The following is an 18,793-nucleotide window of genomic DNA, read 5'->3' as shown; positions in this document are numbered from 1 at the left end:
TCCAGTCAGGTATTTCTTATGAAAATCAACAAGCTTTAGTTCAAAAGAAGACAAATGCTTCATTTAAAAGTAAAATTATTCCTTTTTCATTCCCATCAGAAATTCCACCAAATTCTCTTCGTGTTCCAGATTAAGTTTTTTACGCAAGCGGTATCTTTTCACCTCTACGCTACGCGGTGAAAGGTTCAATAGATTGGCTATTTCCTTAGAAGTCATATTCATCCGAAGCAGAGCACAAAACCGAAGATCATTGGGTGTAAGCTCAGGGAAATCAGCCTTCAGACTTTGAAGAAAAATTTCATTGGCCTTATCAAAATTCTCATTGAACACTTTCCATTCATCCTCACTGGAAATTCCCCTTTGGATCAATTTATTAATGGCAGCAACTCGTTTTTTGGCAGCTGCAGCAATCACATAGGCCCCCAGCTTATCCAACTCTTCCTTTAACTGGTTGAGCAATTCATTCTTTTTGGTCACCATCATGGTATAATTGGCCAACTCTTTCGATTTATTCTCAATTTCCTCCCTTAAATGGTCATTCTTTAGCTTAATGATCTTCTCTTCATTCTCCTCCTGAAGTTTCAAATAATATTTCCTCTTCTGCTTATCGAGTTTATAATAGTAAACTACTCTAAATCCACCAATAAGGGCAAAAAACAGAATCCAATAAATGATTTTAGCCAACCTTGACAAATACCAGGGAGGCAATATGGTAAATGAATAAGATGCGATTTTCGACACACTACCATAACTGTCAGTCGCTCTCACCTTAAATGTATACTTGCCATGAGGCAGTTTTGAATAATCCACCAAAGTACGATCCGAAGGGTCGGACCAAAACACATCGTAATCTTCCAACTTCCATTGGTAATTCAATTTAGCAAAACGGTAAACCGGAAGTGCGAATTCGAAGCTCATATTATTTTTTGAATTGGCTATTTCACTTCCCCCGTCCAGATCTAATGCTTCATGTAACTTTGAGGTCTGGGAATTGCAGGTAATCTTTCGCAACATCACTTTATGATTGTGCAGTGACAATGCCTTATCGGTTTGATGAGATGAAAAAATAGAAAAACCAGCGTCTTGACAAATCAAATAATCACCTCGTCCCAGGCCTATAATATTTTCATAGCCATCCAGAGTACTTCCTCTTAACAATTGAAAAGACAGGGCATCGATACTCTGAATCTCTCCATGATCCATTAAAACACGTGCACATTTCCCCTTTTTAAAGAACCAATAATTTCTGTTATCAATGGAAATAATCTTATGAGCGTCCTTAAAATCTTTCAAACCATCGTTTAGCTTGGTAAAAGAGGCAAGTTTTTCTTGATTGTAATCATATGAAAACAATTCTCCCTTAGTAGTAAAAACCACCTGCTGATCCACCTTGAAGACATTGATATTTGCATCGTCCGGAAGTCCGTTCTCTTTATTATAGTATTCACTTTTTAGCACAGCACTCAAATCTGAATTCAGTGTAAGCTTATACAGTCCCTTGTAGGCATGACTGGTCCATAGATTTCCTTTATAATCGAACTCCAGAAACTCGGTTGGCTCATGATAGCTTCTCACCATGTGAGACATTCTCCATACTCCTCCACTCTTCTTATAAATAACCAAGCCAATATAGGTTCCCTGGATTAACATGTCCGACTTTCCGGGAACTTCTTTTAGAATCCAACCTCCCGAAACATTTGAAATGCGCTTGATACCTTTTGCAGAAATTAGAAATGTTCCATTATTGTGTCCACAAAAAAGTACATCATCCACTACTTTCAGATTCCAAACCTGACCTTGTGTGTTCTTAACAAGAGAAAAGTCGGTCTTTAGCTGCAATAAGTTGGCATCCCAAACGGCACTATACAAACCATGATTTGTCCCCAGATACAATTTTTCATTAAATATGGCAGCACTATACACGGTACCTAACTCTCCGCTTCTGTCATGGTAGTAACGAAAAGATGAATTCAAGTTGATAAAATCGATACCATTATCTAAACTCAGCCATAAATTATTATACTGGTCTACCTTAATTCCAAGAATCGTATTATTCTGCAAGCCATGACCTTTAGTAATATGGCTATAAATTCCACCATTCTTATCAAGAACGACCAAACCCTGAGTTATAGTTCCAAACAGGTAATACTCCTTATCATTTATGGAAACCGTTGCGGCTTTATTAAGCTGAAAATTCTTCAAAAATTCATCTGCATCATTTTTCCATGGAGTCATTTGTTCATCTTCGTATCTATACAGACCTCCAAGTTCAGTCCCAAGCAGAATGCCCTTTTCTCCATAGGGGATCGCAATATTAATTGTCTTCGGTGCTAACTGGTTTGTTCCTTTTAAGGCAACCAATGAATCTTGCTGAAATTCATATAAGCCCATATGCTGGATACTAACCAATAGGCGATCTCTAATTTTGAAGAGTGAAAAAACATTAGCCGGAGTATTAATGGTCGTCAACTTTTCTCCATCGTACACATAAATTTCGGCAAATGATTGAAAGTAAACCTTGCCATTCCAAACGCATATCTTCCAGATATCCTGATTTCGAAGCTGATGAACCTCTACGAGATCAATCAATGAAAAATACTCTAATTGTCCCTGTTTATTCTTCTTCCAGTACCCAAACTCTTCATGAGCACCAACATAAACACGTCCGGCAGAATCCACAGTTACAGAACGAACAAGTTGTCCGGCTGGCAAAGGATACAATTTCCAGCTTGCACCATCATACTCCAACAATCCATCTGAATTGGCAAAATACATTTCACCATTAATTCCCTGACAAACATCCCAATTCTGATTTGCCCCGTGATATTCCAATTTGGAAAAATTCTTCACAAATGGCATTAACAGGTGTTTGGTACCGGCTTTTCCAGTATGCAATCCAAAAAAGCATAAAAAAAACAGTAATAGTATCAGGATTCGGTTATTGCGGGTTTTCATAGACATATATTAATGTTGGAGTAATTAAGAACAACCAATATATTGTTTTTCCAATGTCACTTTTTATAGTAGATATATCTTTCTACGTAAACTAAATATTAGGTTTCTTCTTATCCGAGTGCCAAATATACTCTAAAAAGGTTTTTAATCGCAAAAATACACCACAACAGTAACACAACAATCCTTCAGAATTTAACCTATTCCATTTTTTTTCACATTGCAAATCCCTTTGCAATGCTGCACAGTTAGAGCAACATCCCCGGACACTAACATGTGTTAAGCTCAAGTTGGGGTGCTTTTTTTTTATTTCTATACATATCCTGAAATATTTACTTCCACAAGCACACAATACAAATAATGAATCTAGAAACTAATCAATTGTAAGATCTCTGCTATTTCATGCTTTTTCATCATGCCAATATGTGGGCATAGAATCTAAGAGCATGAAAATTAAATATTTTATAAACTACAAAACTAAAACCGATGAAAAAAACAATTCTTTTTTTAATGGTATGGGTTTGTTTGTATTCATGCCAAAAGGATGATTACATCAATACAGATCTCTCTATCCAAGAAGCTACGACTAAAAAAGCAAAATCATCAAACTCAATAGTAAATAAGCTATTTGAAGATAGCTATCATGCAATCAAGTTAATGCGAAATTCCAATGGTGTATACCTTGATGCATTGGCACTAAACAATGCATACAACAAACCAGGCTCTATCGCTGCTAATGGAGTAGGCCTAATCTCCCTTTGCATTGCAGATTCAATGTATAAAAAAACAAATGATGCTGTTAATTGGGAAAACACCAGTGAAACCCTGGTCACTTCCACATTAAACACATTCCTAAATTTTAAAAACAATGGCGCAACAAATACCAATGGATTATTTCGTCGCTATTTTAATGTAAACACAGGATTTAAAGATGGCAGCTGGAGTGAAGAATACAGCACTATTGACAATGCCATTTTCGCAATGGGACTGATATTCTGCAAAAATTACTATTCCAACAATACATCTATTGTAAATAAAATCAATTTACTACTAAGCAATATGGATTTCACAGCAGCCATATCTTCTGATGGACAACAACTCTATATGGTATTGGATGAATTCGGAAATGGTAGTGCTACGACAGGAGCCTATAATGAATACATGATTGTAGCATGGCTCGCGAAAAATGTAGATTCTTCCAATGCGGGATATTTAAAGTCACAAACGTATTGGAATTCTCATTATGCTTCTCCTTCATCAGCATTTATTCATCCAGAAAATTACTGGGGAATTGATTTAATTTCTGATGGGAGTTTTGTCTCTAACTTTATTCCTCTATTTACCTATTACTATTGCAATTATTTCAAAAATAATTCTGACTACATGACTTATTTCGACAATTTTCGAAAGTCTGACTCCCTGTTTTGGACCAAAATATCTCCCGGAATTAATAGTTATGAATGGGGATTAGGAGCTGGAGAAAATCCTGGAGGTGGTTATTCTGCGAATGCCATAGATAGAAACAATCAACAAATAGTTTCACCACATATCATTGCAGGTTTTATCCCAATCTATTCACAAAGCACGAACGACTTGATCAGCCTTTACGACAACGGTAACGGCCCTTCTGTTTACAGTCTTCCAGGAAGCCCTTCCAAAAAAGTACTATGGAGATACAGTCGCTTAAACACAAGTTTGAGATGTTCTTACATTCAAGCGGTAGATTTCTCTACAATGCTTTACGGACTTGCCACACTTCCCGACAATTTAGGAGCGCAATTCTTCTATACAAATTGCAATCTTAACTCGTCTATTTTAGGACAATAGCAAGGCTTCTAACCCAAAGAACAATTATTTAGAATCAAAAAGGGCAGATATACATTTTTTAGCAGAGATAATCTGCCATTTGAGATATTCTAAATACAATAGAAAAAATCAGATTGTAGCGAAAGTATTGCTACAATCTGATTTCATATAGCAAAACCAGAGGAGTCATTTATTTATGACAGTAGAAAACCTCTATGTCGGTTCCTCTCTCAACCTCTATTTACTTAGCCTCTCTCCTTACACCTGTAAAAGTCGAATTTGGACATTTCAAAAAGCAGGAAATAATGGAAGCATCTATTCTGATTGCCACAAATAATTCTGTAAAACACTGCCGCCTTTCTATTTCTTCCTTCACGATAAAAACAGCGATCGAAAAGGTTTTAAACTAAAAAACACCCTACAACATTACCACAACATCGGTGATTTTACACACATTTTTCACGAATCGCCACCAACACACAACCGCCCTATTTCACAAGCCTTTATCAACCACAATACACCCCACTTAAAAGCTGTTTGGCTCAAGTTTGGGTCGTTTTTTTTTTTTCACCTTCTATTCCTCCAATATTTGTTGCTGTAAAAACAAAGCAACGAATCGAATTAACCCATTATTTATTTCAACTAAAATTTTTGATTTATGCAAACCTTACCACAAACCCGTAAATTAATAGCAAGTCTTTTTACAGCTTCTATTTTACTATTCTCGTCTTGCTCGGAACATGACATGACAGAAGAAAGTGCAACAGGAACATTACAAATCACTCCTCAGGTTTCCATGGATGTTGTACCAGAATCTAATGCTACAAAAGCTAGTACTGTGTATGGAATGGAAACCAATGATTTTGGAGTCTTTATTACAGGTACTGACTACAACAACAGCTCGTATAAACTAGGAACTTTTCCTGCTGAAGGAATTTTAATGCCAGCAGGAGACAACTTTAATCTTACCATTGACTCTGGATGGATTGGAGTTATCGATGGAGATGGCAACTCTGACTATAGAGGTGCCGGATGGGATACTCCCTTCTATAAAGGTGTTTACAATCCTTTCACAGTTACACAAAACAGTGTAACAACTCTATCTTTTGCTATTCTACAAACAACAGTTTTGATTGACGTTGATTTTATTCAGGCTGGTGATGCGGGAATTCCTGCAGGCTATGAAACAATTGAAGCTGAGGTAAAAGCATCATGGGCTGATAAACACCTGAAATATACTCCTGCAGAAACTCGCACAGGACATTTTATTGCTGATCTGAAAATGACAACTCCTCCGGCAACCACCATCGCTGATTATGGAACTGACACTTACACGGTAGTTGTCAATTTGGTTGATGCTGAAGGCGTACTTCCTACGATTAATAAAACTTTTTCAACCGCTGAACTGACTGCCAATCACAAATACACTTTCGAAATCAAAATGGATATAACCAAAACCAAGTTAGATGTAAACGTGATTGATGTGGCCGCTCAAATTGAAAGCCCAATTACCTTATACATTTAAAACAAAAACGAATCAGTTAGAGTATAACCAAACTAAATAACAATTCCTAATGAAAAAAAATCTTCTCATCATCCTTATGACGCTGTTTTCTAGCGCCATCTGGGCACAAAACCTTACAGTAACAGGAAAAGTAACATCCCAGGATTATGAAATGGGAATACCTGGTGTAAGTATTGTCGTAAAAGGTACTACGACAGGAACAACAACCGATATTGATGGCAACTACACCATTTCTGTTGCTCCTAATGCAAACTTAATTTTCAGCTTCGTTGGTATGATCAGCAAGGAGGTTGCTGTAAACAACCAGGCTAAACTCGACGTAATACTGGAAGCTTCCACAACAGGACTTGAAGAAGTCATGGTTGTTGGATACGGGGTACAAACCAAAAAGGACATCACCGGATCTATCGTTGGAGTAAAAGGAGATGAACTAAAAAATGTTAGTTCTCTTTCTCCTATGCAATCGATACAAGGGAAATTAGCCGGGGTACAAATTGTCAACTCAAGTGCTCCTGGTTCAGCTCCAATGGTACGTATCCGTGGAATTGGTAGTATGAAAGCCGGTGTAGACCCATTATACGTGGTTGACGGGATTGTAACCGGTGATGTACGAAACATCAATCAGGAAGATATTGTTTCCGTGGACATCCTTAAAGATGCTTCTTCAGCTGCTATTTATGGTGTAAGAGCCGCAAATGGTGTGATTCTTATCACAACAAAATCCGGATCTAAAGGTAAAATGGAAGTGAACTTTAGCTCTAAAGTTGGGGTACACAAAATCATTAACGAGGTTGAGATGGCTAACAGCAAGCTATTCGCTGAATATTCAAACGAAGCTGCAGCTTACGACAACCAGGAAGCACCTTACGATTTATCTAAAATCAAATACAACACAAACTGGTTGGATGCCATTACTCGAGAGGCATTCACTCAAGAGCACAACCTGTCGGTTAACGGAGGAGGTGAAAAAAACACTTACTTCTTCTCTCTGGGATATATGGAGGATCAGGGAATCCTGAAAACAAATGATTACAGCAGGCTATCAATGCGATTGAATAATACTTACCAGGTTACTGATAAAATCAAGCTGGGAAATAACCTTAGCATTAGCCGATACAAATCAAATAATGCTCCTTTTGGAACATTTACCGATGCTTATCGTCAGTCACCAACAGTTCCTGTTAAAGATGAAAATGGCGACTTTGGATACACAATCAAAAACAATGTAGCCAACCCGGCAGCCACCCTTCATTACAACAATAGCCGCAATTGGGGAACCCGTATTCAAGGATCCTTGTTTGCTGAGCTGGAACTGATGAAAAACTTAAGCTTCAAATCTACATTTAGTGTTGATGCATCTTACTCAAAGGATAGAAGCTATACTCCTAAGTACGAAGTATCTCCTAACCAAAAAAGTGAGCATTCATCACTTTCTGCTGGTCGAGGCGAATATTCAACCTGGATTTGGGATAATATCCTTACCTATGAATTCAAATTGGGTGACAAGCACGATTTTAAACTAATGGCAGGAACCACTGCAGAAAAAACCGAGACCAGTTGGTTAGGTGGATCTAGACAAGATGTTCCGGAACAAACTCAATACTGGTATCTGGATGCAGGAGATGTTACCTCTGCAACCAACGGAAACGGAGGTGATAAGTATACCAGAAACTCATACATCGGTCGTTTCAACTATGCCTATGATAATAAATATTTGCTGACTGCTACCATGCGTCGTGATGGTTCTTCAAAAATCTCTAAAAAACAACGTTGGGGAAATTCTCCTTCTGTAGGTTTAGGTTGGAGAATTTCAGAAGAGAATTTCATGCAGGACATTAGCTGGTTGGATAATTTAAAGCTAAGAGCCAGCTGGGGTAAGCTTGGAAATGACAACATCGGATCCAATGCATTTCTTTACACAATGGCTACCAAACAGTATGTTTTTGGGGCAACTCAAACCGTAGTTAATGGTACTACAATAGAAGGAATCAAAGACCTTGGATTGAAATGGGAGGTTACCACTGAATATGACCTTGGATTGGAGTTCTCATTCTTCAATAAGATTACTGGTGAGTTGGATTACTACAACAAATTAACTTCTGATGCTTTAATCGATGCTCCTTTGGATCAGATTTTCGGAGCTAACAGCTACTTGACCAATATGGCTGACATCCGTAACGAAGGTTTCGAATTATCAGTAAACTGGAGAGAAAAAGTAAATGAAGATCTTACTTTCACTTTTGGAGTAAACCTTACACACAACAAAAATACCATTGAAAATGTTGCCAGCGGTCTTCCTATTGTTGCAGGAGGCTTAGGAAACGGACAGGTAACAACCAGAACCGAAGAAGGTGAAGAAATTGGTAGTTTCTGGGTGTACCAAACCGATGGAATATTCCAGTCGCAAAGCGATGTTGATGCATACGTAAACAAAGATGGTGGTAAAATTCAACCTGATGCAAAACCAGGTGATTTCCGATACAAAGACACTAACAACGACGGTGTTTTAAATGATGATGACCGTGTTTACATGGGGTCATATCAGCCTAAACTATATTATGGTTTCAATGCCGGGGTCAATTACAAGAACTTCGATTTTCAAATCGATTTCTATGGAAATTCAGGAAACAAGGTTTACAACGGAAAAAAAGCCCAAAGATGGGGGAACGAAAATATAGAAGCATCCTTAGCTAACAGATGGACTGTTGATAATCCATCCAACACAACTCCGAGAGCTTCCAATGGTGTTCCTATTGCTTCATCTTACTATGTTGAGTCTGGTTCATATTTCAAAATCAACAATATCACACTAGGTTACACCTTACCTAAATCATGGGTTAACTCGGTAGGAATTAAAAATGTGAGATGTTACATGAGTGCAACAAATCCGGTGATCTGGCAGAAGTACAGTGGTTATACTCCTGAATTGCCAGGAGGAGCACTTGATGCTGGTATCGAGCTAAATGCTTATCCAACTGCAGCTACTTATCTGTTTGGAGTTAATGTTACATTTTAATGCGACACAAAGGTCAAACCATTGAAAAACTAAAAAAAAATGAACAACAAAATTTTAGATATAACCATTGCATGCCTACTGAGCATTTTGTTACTAATGACCGCAGCGTGCAGCGATGAATTTCTTGAGATAGATCCACAGGTAAATCAAACTCCTGAAGATTATTTCTCAAGTTCAGAAAATACAGCTACCGAACTTGTAAATGCCGTATACAGCAATTTACAGAATTGGGACCAACACACATTTTCATGGATTGGAGTTTCAAGTATTACCTCTGATGATGCCGATAAAGGGAGTGATCCTGGCGATACCGGTGGAGACAAACATGAATTGGACGATTTTAATTTCACAGCTTCCAGCATCTCATTTAATGAAATTTGGGGATCTAATTACAGAGGTATTTCTTTCGCAAATCAAGCGCTTAATGTAATCCCAAACCTGGAAATCGATGAAAACTTAAGAAATCGACTGGAAGGTGAAGCAAGATTTTTAAGAGCATACTATTATTGGACACTTGTAAGATGTTTTGGTGGTGTTCCTAAAATTGACAAGCTACCTGATGCAGGTAATCCAGAGGATCTTGCTAATGGAAGAACCAGAGCAAGCAAAGAAGAAATTTATGAGCTGATTATTTCCGATTTGCAATTTGGAGTAACACATCTTCAGGAAAGAAGCCAAATGAGCATGGACGATTTAGGACGTGCTACCAAAGGAGCTGCAAAAACCTTCCTTGCAAAAGTATACATGTATCAGAAAAACTGGAGTGAAGCACTACGCTTAACCAATGAAGTGATGCAATCAGGAGAATATGCTTTGGTAAGCGATTATGCAACCATCTGGAGAGAGTCCGGTGAAAACAGTACAGAGTCGATTTTTGAAGTGCAGGCTTCTGGAACAAACCCAAACAAAGGAATTCAGGGCTATGCAGTTTGTCAGGGTGTTCGTGGTCAACTAGGATGGGGATTCAACACTCCTTCTGAATCATTGGAAAAAGCATATGAAGACGGAGATCCCAGAAAAGAGGCAACCATCATTTTCCCTGCTGAAACCATGTGGGATGGAGTGGTTATCAACTCAGAAACACCAAACCCTCGTTACAATGAAAAAGCTTACTTCAGTAAAACTCAGGAAACATTCAATGGGAATGATTGGGAAACCAGTAAAAACCTTCGAATTTTCCGCTACGCCGAAGTTCTTCTAATTAATGCTGAAGCTGCTAACGAATTGGGGCAAGCAAGTCAGGCTTTACAGTCTTTGAACAAAGTTCGTTCAAGAGTGGGATTACCTAATGCAACTGGTGATGATCTAAAAAATAAAATCTGGCACGAGCGAAGAGTGGAATTAGGGATGGAACATGATCGTTTCTTCGATTTGGTTCGCCAGGGAAGAGCTGGTGAAGTCCTGCGTGCCCACGGTAAAAACTTTGTAGATGGAAAGCACGAAGTGTTCCCAATTCCTCAACGTCAGATAGAATTAAGTGAAGGAATGCTAAAGCAAAACAACGGTTACTAAATTTCATGGTCAAATTCTGCAGGAGCCTTAAAGCTCCTGCAGACAACTACCTATTAAAACAAATAAGCAATGTCACATTTAATCAAAATATACCTATTACTCTCACTTTGCCTGATCATTGGCTGTTCGAGCAGTAGCTCTGATGAAATTTATCCTGATAAAGAAGTAGAGCCTGAAGCTAAGCTTACCGATGAAGAACTTATCGACATCGTTCAAGAGAAAACCTTTGCCTACTTTTGGGATTTCGGACACCCGATTTCCGGATTGGCTCGTGAACGTAGTAACGAGAAACCTGACACGGTAACAAGCGGAGGAAGCGGTTTTGGGATCATGGCTATCGTTGCAGGTGTTGAACGTAACTATATCACCCGCCAGCAAGCTGTAGATCGCCTAATCAAAATAACAGATTTCCTGGAGAATAAAGCGACTCGTTATCATGGTGCATGGTCTCATTGGTTAAGTGGTACAACAGGAGAAACCATACCTTTCTCACCAAGAGATAATGGTGCTGATCTTGTAGAAACAGCCTTCCTGGTACAGGGAATGTTGACTGCCAGAGAGTATTTTGATGCAGAAACCGAAAAGGAACAAAAGCTTAGAGCAACCATTACCCGACTGTGGGAAGGCGTTGAGTGGGATTGGTTTGCCCAATCGGGAGAATACCTGCTATGGCATTGGTCTCCTAACTATCATTTTGAAATGAACCTCCCTTTGCGTTCATTTAACGAAACTCACATTGCTTATATCCTGGCTTTGGCATCACCTACTCATCCAATAGACAAAAGTGTTTATGAAAAAGGATGGATTGGAAACAACTACGTTAGAGAATTAGATCCAACAAAACGTAATGATTATGGAGGACCTCTATTCTTTACACATTATTCGTATTTGGGATTAACTCCTCACATCACGGATCAACACATGTCATTGGCCGGCTATTCGTCTTACTTTGAAAGAAATAAAAAGCAGACACTTTTGAACCGTCAGTGGTGTATCAGTAATCACAGCACTTACAGTTATTATGGAGAGAATTGCTGGGGATTAACCGCAAGTGACACTCCTGGTGGTTATATGGCACATGCTCCAAATAATGACAATGGAACCATCACCCCTACTGCAGCCATCTCGTCTATTGTTTATACACCTGAATATACTCTGGATGCCATGAGGTTCTTCTATGAAAAAATGGATGAATACAATCTTTTTGGTCAGTATGGCTTCAAAGATGCATTCAACATTAGTAAAGGATGGGTGGCCAAATCACACCTGGCCATTGATCAGGGACCAATTGTTGTAATGATAGAAAATTACCGTTCCGGTATCATATGGGATACTTTTATGAAAACCCCTGAAATAAGTATAGCCTTGGATAAAGCAGGCCTTAGCCTAACAAAATAACACAATTCAATTAGTTAGTATATTCCTTAGGACAAGAGCTTAATGCTCTTGTCCAGGGATTCCCTAACCCAATTCAAAACCTAAAATTTTGACTTATGATTTTAAAAACGAGACAATTAAGCTTAATTATTGCAATATTTTCCACATTTACAATAGCATGCAGTTCTTCTGATGAAGAGGAAATAATTGAACCTGTTGAACCTTGTGCAGACATAGTAAAAGACGAGAGTATTATTTCTGATTTCGAATGTCAGCAAAACTTTTTTATAGGTGCAGATGCAACAAAGGAGACTCAGGCTCCTGCTATTGACAACACCAACAAATCTGGCATCAACAATTCTGATAAGGTTGGTAAATTCATAGATGATGGAAGCCAGGCATGGGACAACCTCTTAGTAGACTTTGGTACTGCATACAACCTTACAGAACGAAGCCAACTTAAAATAAAAGTTTTTGCTCCCAAAGCAGGAAGCCTGATTGCCAAATTGGAAGGCGGAAGTTTAACAGTAGAACAAGACTTTCAGATTGAAAAAATCAATGAGTGGGTAGAGTGTTCCTTTAACTTTAGAGAAGCCATTGACATGGGCAACACCAAACTGGTTCTTTTCTTTAACGCAGGCTCTGATAATGGTGCTAGCGAAGAAATCTATCTAATTGATGACATTCGATTTGTTGAAAATGACTTCCCTATAGTTGTGGACCCATGTGAAGGTGTAGAAAAAGACATGAGCATCATCTCTGATTTTGAATGTCAGCACAACTATACGTTCACAGGAAAACTGGAGGCTGGAATAGACAACCTATACAAATCAGGAATCAACCAAAGCGAGAAAATTGGTGAGTTTAACGATGACGGAACAAATGCCTGGGATTTCCTTTTGGTTGACTATGGAAAAGCCATTGACCTTTCTACCAAGAACAAATTGAAACTGATGATTCACTCCGACAAGGCAGTTCAATTCCTTGCCAAACTGGAAGGTGGAACCTCTGCTGCCCATGAAATCTGGATGGATATTACCACAACCGGAGAATGGGTTGAGTATACCGTTGATTTTAGCTCTCAGGCAAATGAAAACCATAACAAAGTGGTTCTCTTCTTCAATGCAGGGAAAAATGACGGAGGTGCAACAGACAAGTATTACCTGGACAACATCCGTTGGGAATAACAAGCGAAAAACAACTTTAAAACTAAGTAAACGGGGCGGCTTGCCCCGCTTATTCAAACATGAAATAATTTATAAAACTATTAATTAAATGCGACTAAAATCTTTATTACTTCTAGTAGGATTAGTGATGAGTGGAGCCTTGACCCTTTCAGCGAAGGTCAACAAAAAACCGGCTCCCTGGGAGAGAGAGACTAAAATGGAAGCCTTTGTGGATTCTCTTTTACAAAAGATGACACTAGAGGAAAAACTGGGACAGCTTACCCTGTTCTCAAGTAGCTGGGACATAACAGGACCAATCACCAACAACAATTACGTTGAGGATGTGAAAAAAGGAAAAGTAGGTGCCATCTTTAATGCCTATAGCGCAGACTTTACCTACCGCTTGCAAAAGGAAAACATGGAGAATACCCGTTTAAGTATTCCATTGCTTTTCGGATACGACGTGATTCACGGTCACTGGACAACCTTTCCGATCCCATTGGCTGAAGCCTGTTCATGGGATCTTGAATGGATCGAAAAAAGTGCTCGCATTGCAGCCATCGAGGCAACATCAGAAGGTTTACACTGGACTTTTGCTCCAATGGTAGACATTGCACGTGATCCTCGTTGGGGACGAATTGCTGAAGGTGCCGGGGAAGATATCTTCCTGGGATGTGAAATTGCCAAAGCACGTGTTCACGGTTTCCAGGGCGATGACCTGAGCCAAACCAACACCATGCTGGCCTGTGCCAAGCATTATGCTGCTTACGGCGTAGCACAGGCAGGACGCGACTATCACACTGTAGACATCTCAAATCGTGAGCTTTGGGGCACTTACATGCCTCCATTCAAGGCCGCTTTAAATGCTGGTGTAGCCACTTTCATGACCTCTTTCAATGAATTGGATGGAACTCCTTGTACGGGTAACGAATACCTGCTTGATGATGTATTAAGAAAGAAGTGGCATTTCGACGGATTCGTGGTAACCGATTACACATCTATCATGGAAATGACTGAACATGGTAATGTGAAAGATGAAAAAGAAGCTGGTGAAGTAGCCATTAATGCAGGTGTTGATATGGACATGCAAAGTGGTATTTTCAACGACTACTTGCCAACTTCTGTTGAAGAGGGTAAAGTTCTGACTTCTCGTATCAACGAAGCCGTTCGTCAGATCCTAAAAATGAAATATCGCCTGGGATTATTCGAAGATCCTTACAAATACAGCGATGTAAAAAGAGCGAAGAAAACATTAATGAAGCCTGAATTCATTAAGGCATCTCGTGAATTGGCAAAGAGAAGTATCGTTCTGTTGAAAAACGAAGATCAAATTCTTCCGCTTGACAAGAACATCAAGAAACTGGCTCTTATTGGACCATACGTTAAGAACAGACGCGATTTGGTAGGAACCTGGTCGGGTGCCGGAAAATGGGAGAAAGCGGTTACTGTAATGGAAGGTGTTGAAAAAGCGGTTTCCAGAAAAACTGAAATTCTATATGCCGAAGGGTGTAAACTGTTTGGTGACGACCGTAGCGGATTCGACAATGCGGTAGCTACTGCCAAGGAAGCTGATGCTGTTGTTCTTATGGTAGGTGAACCTCATGATTGGAGCGGTGAAGCTGCCAGTCGTACCGACCTTGAATTACCGGGTGTTCAACCTGAATTGGTAAAGGAAATCATGAAAACCGGTAAACCTGTAGTGATGGTGATGATGAATGGTCGTCCTTTAACCATCGACTGGGAAGCTGCCAATGTTCCGGCAATTGTGGAAGCATGGCATCTTGGTGTTCAGGCAGGTCCAGCTGTAGCTGATGTTTTGTTTGGAGATTACAATCCTTCAGCAAAACTAACGGTTACTTTCCCAAGAAACGTGGGTCAGATTCCAATCTATTACAATATGAAGCACACGGGTCGTCCTATGGATCCTAACCAGAAGTTTACGTCCAAATATCTTGATTGTCCGAACTCTCCTCTTTATCCATTTGGTTACGGATTGAGTTATACCACATTTGACTATTCTGCTGTGGAGCTTGACAAAACAACAATGGGAGCCAACGATCAGATTATTGCCAAGGTGAAAGTAAGCAACACTGGCAAATATGACGGTGAAGAGGTTGTTCAGCTATACATCCAGGATTTGGTTGGTAGTGTAACACGCCCTGTGAAAGAATTGAAAGGGTTCAAAAAAGTATTTATCCCGAAAGGAGAAAGTGTAGAAGTAGAATTCACCATTACTGCTGAAGATCTGGCTTTCTACAGAAAAGACATGTCCTATGGGGTAGAAAAAGGTGATTTCAAAGTATTCATTGGGACCAACTCTCAAGAGGTACAAGAATCACAATTCACATTAACCCAAACAGCTCCCATCGCGGAGAAATAAAAATCGACAAAGGGGGAAGCAATTCCCCCTGTTTTATTTCAAACAGAATCGTTCATGAAAAGCCCGAAGCTACAACAACTACTCACCTCCCTGGTCTTACTTGCATTTCTAGGATATGGATGTCATCCAAAACAGGAAGTACTCCTCACTTCGCCTAATCAAAAACTAATGGTAAGTGTAGGGCAACACGAAGGCCAGCCCTTCTACAACCTAATTGTCAGTGGCGATACTTTGATTCGCAACTCCCACCTGGGACTGATCTTTCAAAACATTCTAAAGCAAACCAACAACTACACCCTTGAAGCTGTTGAAACCAGTACAACCGACACCCTATGGGAAACGGTATGGGGAGAAGATCAATTCATTAAGGAACAATCAAACAATGTGTGCCTGAGCTTTCGACAAACTCAGGCTCCTCATCTGCAAATGAAAATCCAATTTCGTTTGTTTGATGATGGCCTGGGATTCCGATATCAAATTCCTCCTCAGGAAGGAATAGACAGCCTTTTCCTTGTAGATGAAATTACAGAATTCAACCTTGCCGATAACAATCAATCCTGGTGGACTCCGGTGGATTACGACAGCTACGAGAAAGCTTACCAAACTTCACAAGTTAGTGAAGTAGACTCGGTACAGACTCCTTTCACCATGAAGACGGACAAAGGCTACTACCTGAGCATTCATGAAGCAGGCCTGGTCGACTATGCATCCATGACTTTAAAGCGCAGTGAAGACAAAACGCTCTCACTGGAGTGCAATTTGGTTCCCTGGCCCGACGGCATAAAGGTAAAAGCCAACAAAACCTTGCAATCGCCTTGGCGAAGCATTCAGCTTGGAGAAAAGGCAGTAGACCTGATCAATTCTCATCTCATTGTCAACCTGAATGAACCTAACAAATTAACAAACACAAGCTGGATAAAACCCATGAAATACATGGGCATCTGGTGGGGCATGCACCTGGGCCAGCAAACCTGGTTCACAGGTCCGAAACATGGAGCCACTACCAAAAACACCAAAGAAATTATCGACTTTGCTGCGGCCAACCAGTTCGAAGGAGTTCTGGTGGAGGGCTGGAATCCCGACTGGAAAAAATTTGGAGAATGGACCTATACCCAAACCTATCCTGATTTTGATCTGCCACAGCTTTCCCAATATGGAAAATCGAAAAAGGTACAGATCATTGGTCATCACGAAACCTCTGGGCATGTGGAAAACTACGAATCGCAACTCGATTCTGCTTTGCAATTCTACAGCAAGCACAATGTAAAAAATATCAAAACCGGTTATGTGGGGCCAATCAAAAATGGGCAGTATCACCAGGGACAATGGATGGTGAACCACTACCAGAGAGTAGTGAAAAAAGCTGCCGAACATGAGATCTGCATCATCGCACACGAGCCAGTAAAACCAACAGGTTTGCGCCGTACCTATCCAAACTTTTTATCGAGAGAGGGTGCCCTGGGCCAGGAGTTCAATGCTCCATGGTCAGCGGTAAACAACAGTCCCGCACACACTACCATACTCCCTTTCACCCGATTGCTGGCTGGTCCCATGGATTTTACCCCGGGAATTTTCGGCCTAACCTACGAGAAGTATGGCATTACAAACAAAAGGGTAAATACCACCCTGGCAAAACAACTGGCCTTGTATGTGGTAATCTACAGCCCGGTGCAAATGGCTGCCGATTTGGTGGAGAATTACAAAAATCAACCTGCTTTTCAATTCATAAAAGAGGTTCCTGTGGACTGGGAGAAATCAATCGCCCTGAAGGGAGATCCAGGTGAATTCATTTCCATAGCACGCAAGGACAGGCATAGCAGCGATTGGTTTTTGGGTAGCATCAGCAATGAAACTGCAAGAGAGGTATCCATTCCGTTAAGCTTTCTGGAAGCAGGTAAAACATACCTGGCAGTAAGCTACCAGGATGGGCAAAATGCCGATTGGAAAACAAATCCTTACTCCATAAAAATATCTGAAAAAGAAGTAACAAGTGAAGATAAATTAACTGCTTGGCTAGCAGCCGGTGGAGGACTTGCAATCCACTTTATTGCAAAAGGTGAATAATGCCAAATCGAAAGGTAGACAACTCACCACTGGAATCCCCGCCTCTTTTTGAGATGGGGATTTTCTTTTAAAACAAATCGAAGCATCGATTCAAAAGCGCTTCCGAATCGCTATACTCCTTATCAGCTGAGATCAATAGGATTTTTTTCTCCAGATCGCGCAAGCAACCTGCGCTTGAACAAATTCTCAACTGTTTCTCCCCTACCATTTCAGCCCCATAATCCACACCAATATGACCAGCCACCAGAGTTTGCAAAGGATTTTCTTTTCTATCCTCGCTCAGTAAATCGAGTATTTGAGACACCATTACATCGTACTCCTCCTTGTACTGTTTCTCATTTCCATTCATTAAAATATCCCACAAATAATCTCCCTTTTCGGTGTGCATAAATTCCGAACCAATTTGAGGATCGTACTTTTTAATGCTCTCAATATGCTTCGTGAATTCATTTCGATGATTGAAATTCTTCAAGTAATTCAAATCGAATTTCTCATCTGCTCCGTAACGATTCGAAGCTCCCGTATGGTTTATTAAAACTCCCCCCTTTGTTCGCAACATCAGCGGCATATTCATCAAGAATTCAATCACCACTTCTCTGCATTTTTGAATTCGATATTCGAACCAGGAAGTAAACTCCAAAGGACCTTTCGCCAAAGGAATGTGATAAATGTGCACAAACTCATGGTTCCCAAGCAGGCATATTACATCACTATCTGGTTGATTGGCTCTTAAGTCCATCAACTCTTCGATCATTTCAAGCGATTCATCTTTCTGTTTTCCAGGATAAGCATGTATCAAATCTCCCAAAAACACCAGATAATCAGCCTTCCCTTTCTTCTTTAGTTGCTGATAGGTCTTCAAAACTTGTCTAAAATCATAGCCATTACCATGCAAATCAGACACAATCATTAGCTTCCCGCTTGAAATATCTCGAATCATTTATTGAAAAATTAAATATCAATTGAGGGGCAAAAGTTCTATAATTTTTATAAAT

10 protein-coding genes are annotated in these 18,793 nt (G+C 39.8%); 8 read left to right on the top strand and 2 right to left on the bottom strand.

Going from position 1 to position 18,793, the window contains the following annotated elements; all coding sequences use genetic code 11:
- Positions 1-75: 75 nt before the first annotated feature.
- Positions 76-2,955 carry a helix-turn-helix and ligand-binding sensor domain-containing protein gene (locus tag NQ163_RS05170; protein WP_268189213.1) on the bottom strand — a complete coding sequence of 960 codons (2,880 nt, stop codon included), beginning with the start codon at positions 2,953-2,955 and terminating at the stop codon, positions 76-78.
- 483 nt (positions 2,956-3,438) lie between these two features.
- Here NQ163_RS05170 and NQ163_RS05165 point away from each other — a divergent pair, with 483 nt between their 5' ends.
- The 8 genes from NQ163_RS05165 (at position 3,439) to NQ163_RS05130 (ending at position 17,798) form a co-directional block, all read left to right on the top strand.
- Positions 3,439-4,779: a hypothetical protein gene (locus tag NQ163_RS05165; RefSeq protein WP_268189212.1), complete on the top strand. Its 1,341-nt coding sequence runs from the start codon at positions 3,439-3,441 to the stop codon at positions 4,777-4,779.
- A gap of 637 nt (positions 4,780-5,416) precedes the next feature.
- Complete coding sequence (locus NQ163_RS05160) at positions 5,417-6,283, top strand: hypothetical protein (protein WP_268189211.1); 867 nt, start codon at positions 5,417-5,419, stop codon at positions 6,281-6,283.
- Between the two features lie 49 nt (positions 6,284-6,332).
- Positions 6,333-9,299: a SusC/RagA family TonB-linked outer membrane protein gene (locus NQ163_RS05155; protein WP_268189210.1), complete on the top strand. Its 2,967-nt coding sequence runs from the start codon at positions 6,333-6,335 to the stop codon at positions 9,297-9,299.
- 39 nt (positions 9,300-9,338) lie between these two features.
- Positions 9,339-10,811 (top strand): RagB/SusD family nutrient uptake outer membrane protein, encoded by a 1,473-nt coding sequence (locus tag NQ163_RS05150; protein ID WP_268189209.1) that lies wholly within the window; start codon positions 9,339-9,341, stop codon positions 10,809-10,811.
- A gap of 69 nt (positions 10,812-10,880) precedes the next feature.
- Positions 10,881-12,209 carry a glucoamylase family protein gene (locus NQ163_RS05145; protein ID WP_268189208.1) on the top strand — a complete coding sequence of 443 codons (1,329 nt, stop codon included), beginning with the start codon at positions 10,881-10,883 and terminating at the stop codon, positions 12,207-12,209.
- A 95-nt stretch (positions 12,210-12,304) separates the two neighbouring features.
- Positions 12,305-13,375 (top strand): hypothetical protein, encoded by a 1,071-nt coding sequence (locus NQ163_RS05140; RefSeq protein ID WP_268189207.1) that lies wholly within the window; start codon positions 12,305-12,307, stop codon positions 13,373-13,375.
- Between the two features lie 88 nt (positions 13,376-13,463).
- The gene (locus NQ163_RS05135; RefSeq protein ID WP_268189206.1) at positions 13,464-15,734 is read left to right on the top strand and encodes a glycoside hydrolase family 3 N-terminal domain-containing protein; all 2,271 of its coding nucleotides are present in this window, start codon (positions 13,464-13,466) and stop codon (positions 15,732-15,734) included.
- Positions 15,735-15,788: 54 nt separating this feature from the next.
- Positions 15,789-17,798 (top strand): glycoside hydrolase family 97 protein, encoded by a 2,010-nt coding sequence (locus tag NQ163_RS05130; RefSeq protein WP_268189205.1) that lies wholly within the window; start codon positions 15,789-15,791, stop codon positions 17,796-17,798.
- Between the two features lie 67 nt (positions 17,799-17,865).
- On the opposite strand, the gene NQ163_RS05125 is transcribed toward NQ163_RS05130, so the two are convergent.
- Positions 17,866-18,738: a metallophosphoesterase family protein gene (locus NQ163_RS05125; RefSeq protein ID WP_268189204.1), complete on the bottom strand. Its 873-nt coding sequence runs from the start codon at positions 18,736-18,738 to the stop codon at positions 17,866-17,868.
- Between the last annotated feature and the right edge of the window lie 55 nt (positions 18,739-18,793).

The sequence above is a fragment of the Marinifilum sp. D737 genome (assembly GCF_026672275.1).
In the GTDB taxonomy this organism is placed as follows: Bacteria; Bacteroidota; Bacteroidia; order Bacteroidales; family Marinifilaceae; genus Marinifilum.
Note: the sequence above shows the minus strand (reverse complement) of the source record. Positions and strands in the feature narration are given on the sequence as shown.

Bases quoted from the DNA above. Each gene is read 5' to 3' on its own strand.
- NQ163_RS05130 (WP_268189205.1), top strand. From the start codon at position 15,789: ATGAAAAGCCCGAAGCTACAACAACTACTCACCTCCCTGGTCTTACTT.
- NQ163_RS05135 (WP_268189206.1), top strand. From the start codon at position 13,464: ATGCGACTAAAATCTTTATTACTTCTAGTAGGATTAGTGATGAGTGGA.
- NQ163_RS05165 (WP_268189212.1), top strand. From the start codon at position 3,439: ATGAAAAAAACAATTCTTTTTTTAATGGTATGGGTTTGTTTGTATTCA.
- NQ163_RS05160 (WP_268189211.1), top strand. From the start codon at position 5,417: ATGCAAACCTTACCACAAACCCGTAAATTAATAGCAAGTCTTTTTACA.
- NQ163_RS05125 (WP_268189204.1), bottom strand. From the start codon at position 18,738: ATGATTCGAGATATTTCAAGCGGGAAGCTAATGATTGTGTCTGATTTG.
- NQ163_RS05150 (WP_268189209.1), top strand. From the start codon at position 9,339: ATGAACAACAAAATTTTAGATATAACCATTGCATGCCTACTGAGCATT.
- NQ163_RS05170 (WP_268189213.1), bottom strand. From the start codon at position 2,955: ATGAAAACCCGCAATAACCGAATCCTGATACTATTACTGTTTTTTTTA.
- NQ163_RS05140 (WP_268189207.1), top strand. From the start codon at position 12,305: ATGATTTTAAAAACGAGACAATTAAGCTTAATTATTGCAATATTTTCC.
- NQ163_RS05155 (WP_268189210.1), top strand. From the start codon at position 6,333: ATGAAAAAAAATCTTCTCATCATCCTTATGACGCTGTTTTCTAGCGCC.
- NQ163_RS05145 (WP_268189208.1), top strand. From the start codon at position 10,881: ATGTCACATTTAATCAAAATATACCTATTACTCTCACTTTGCCTGATC.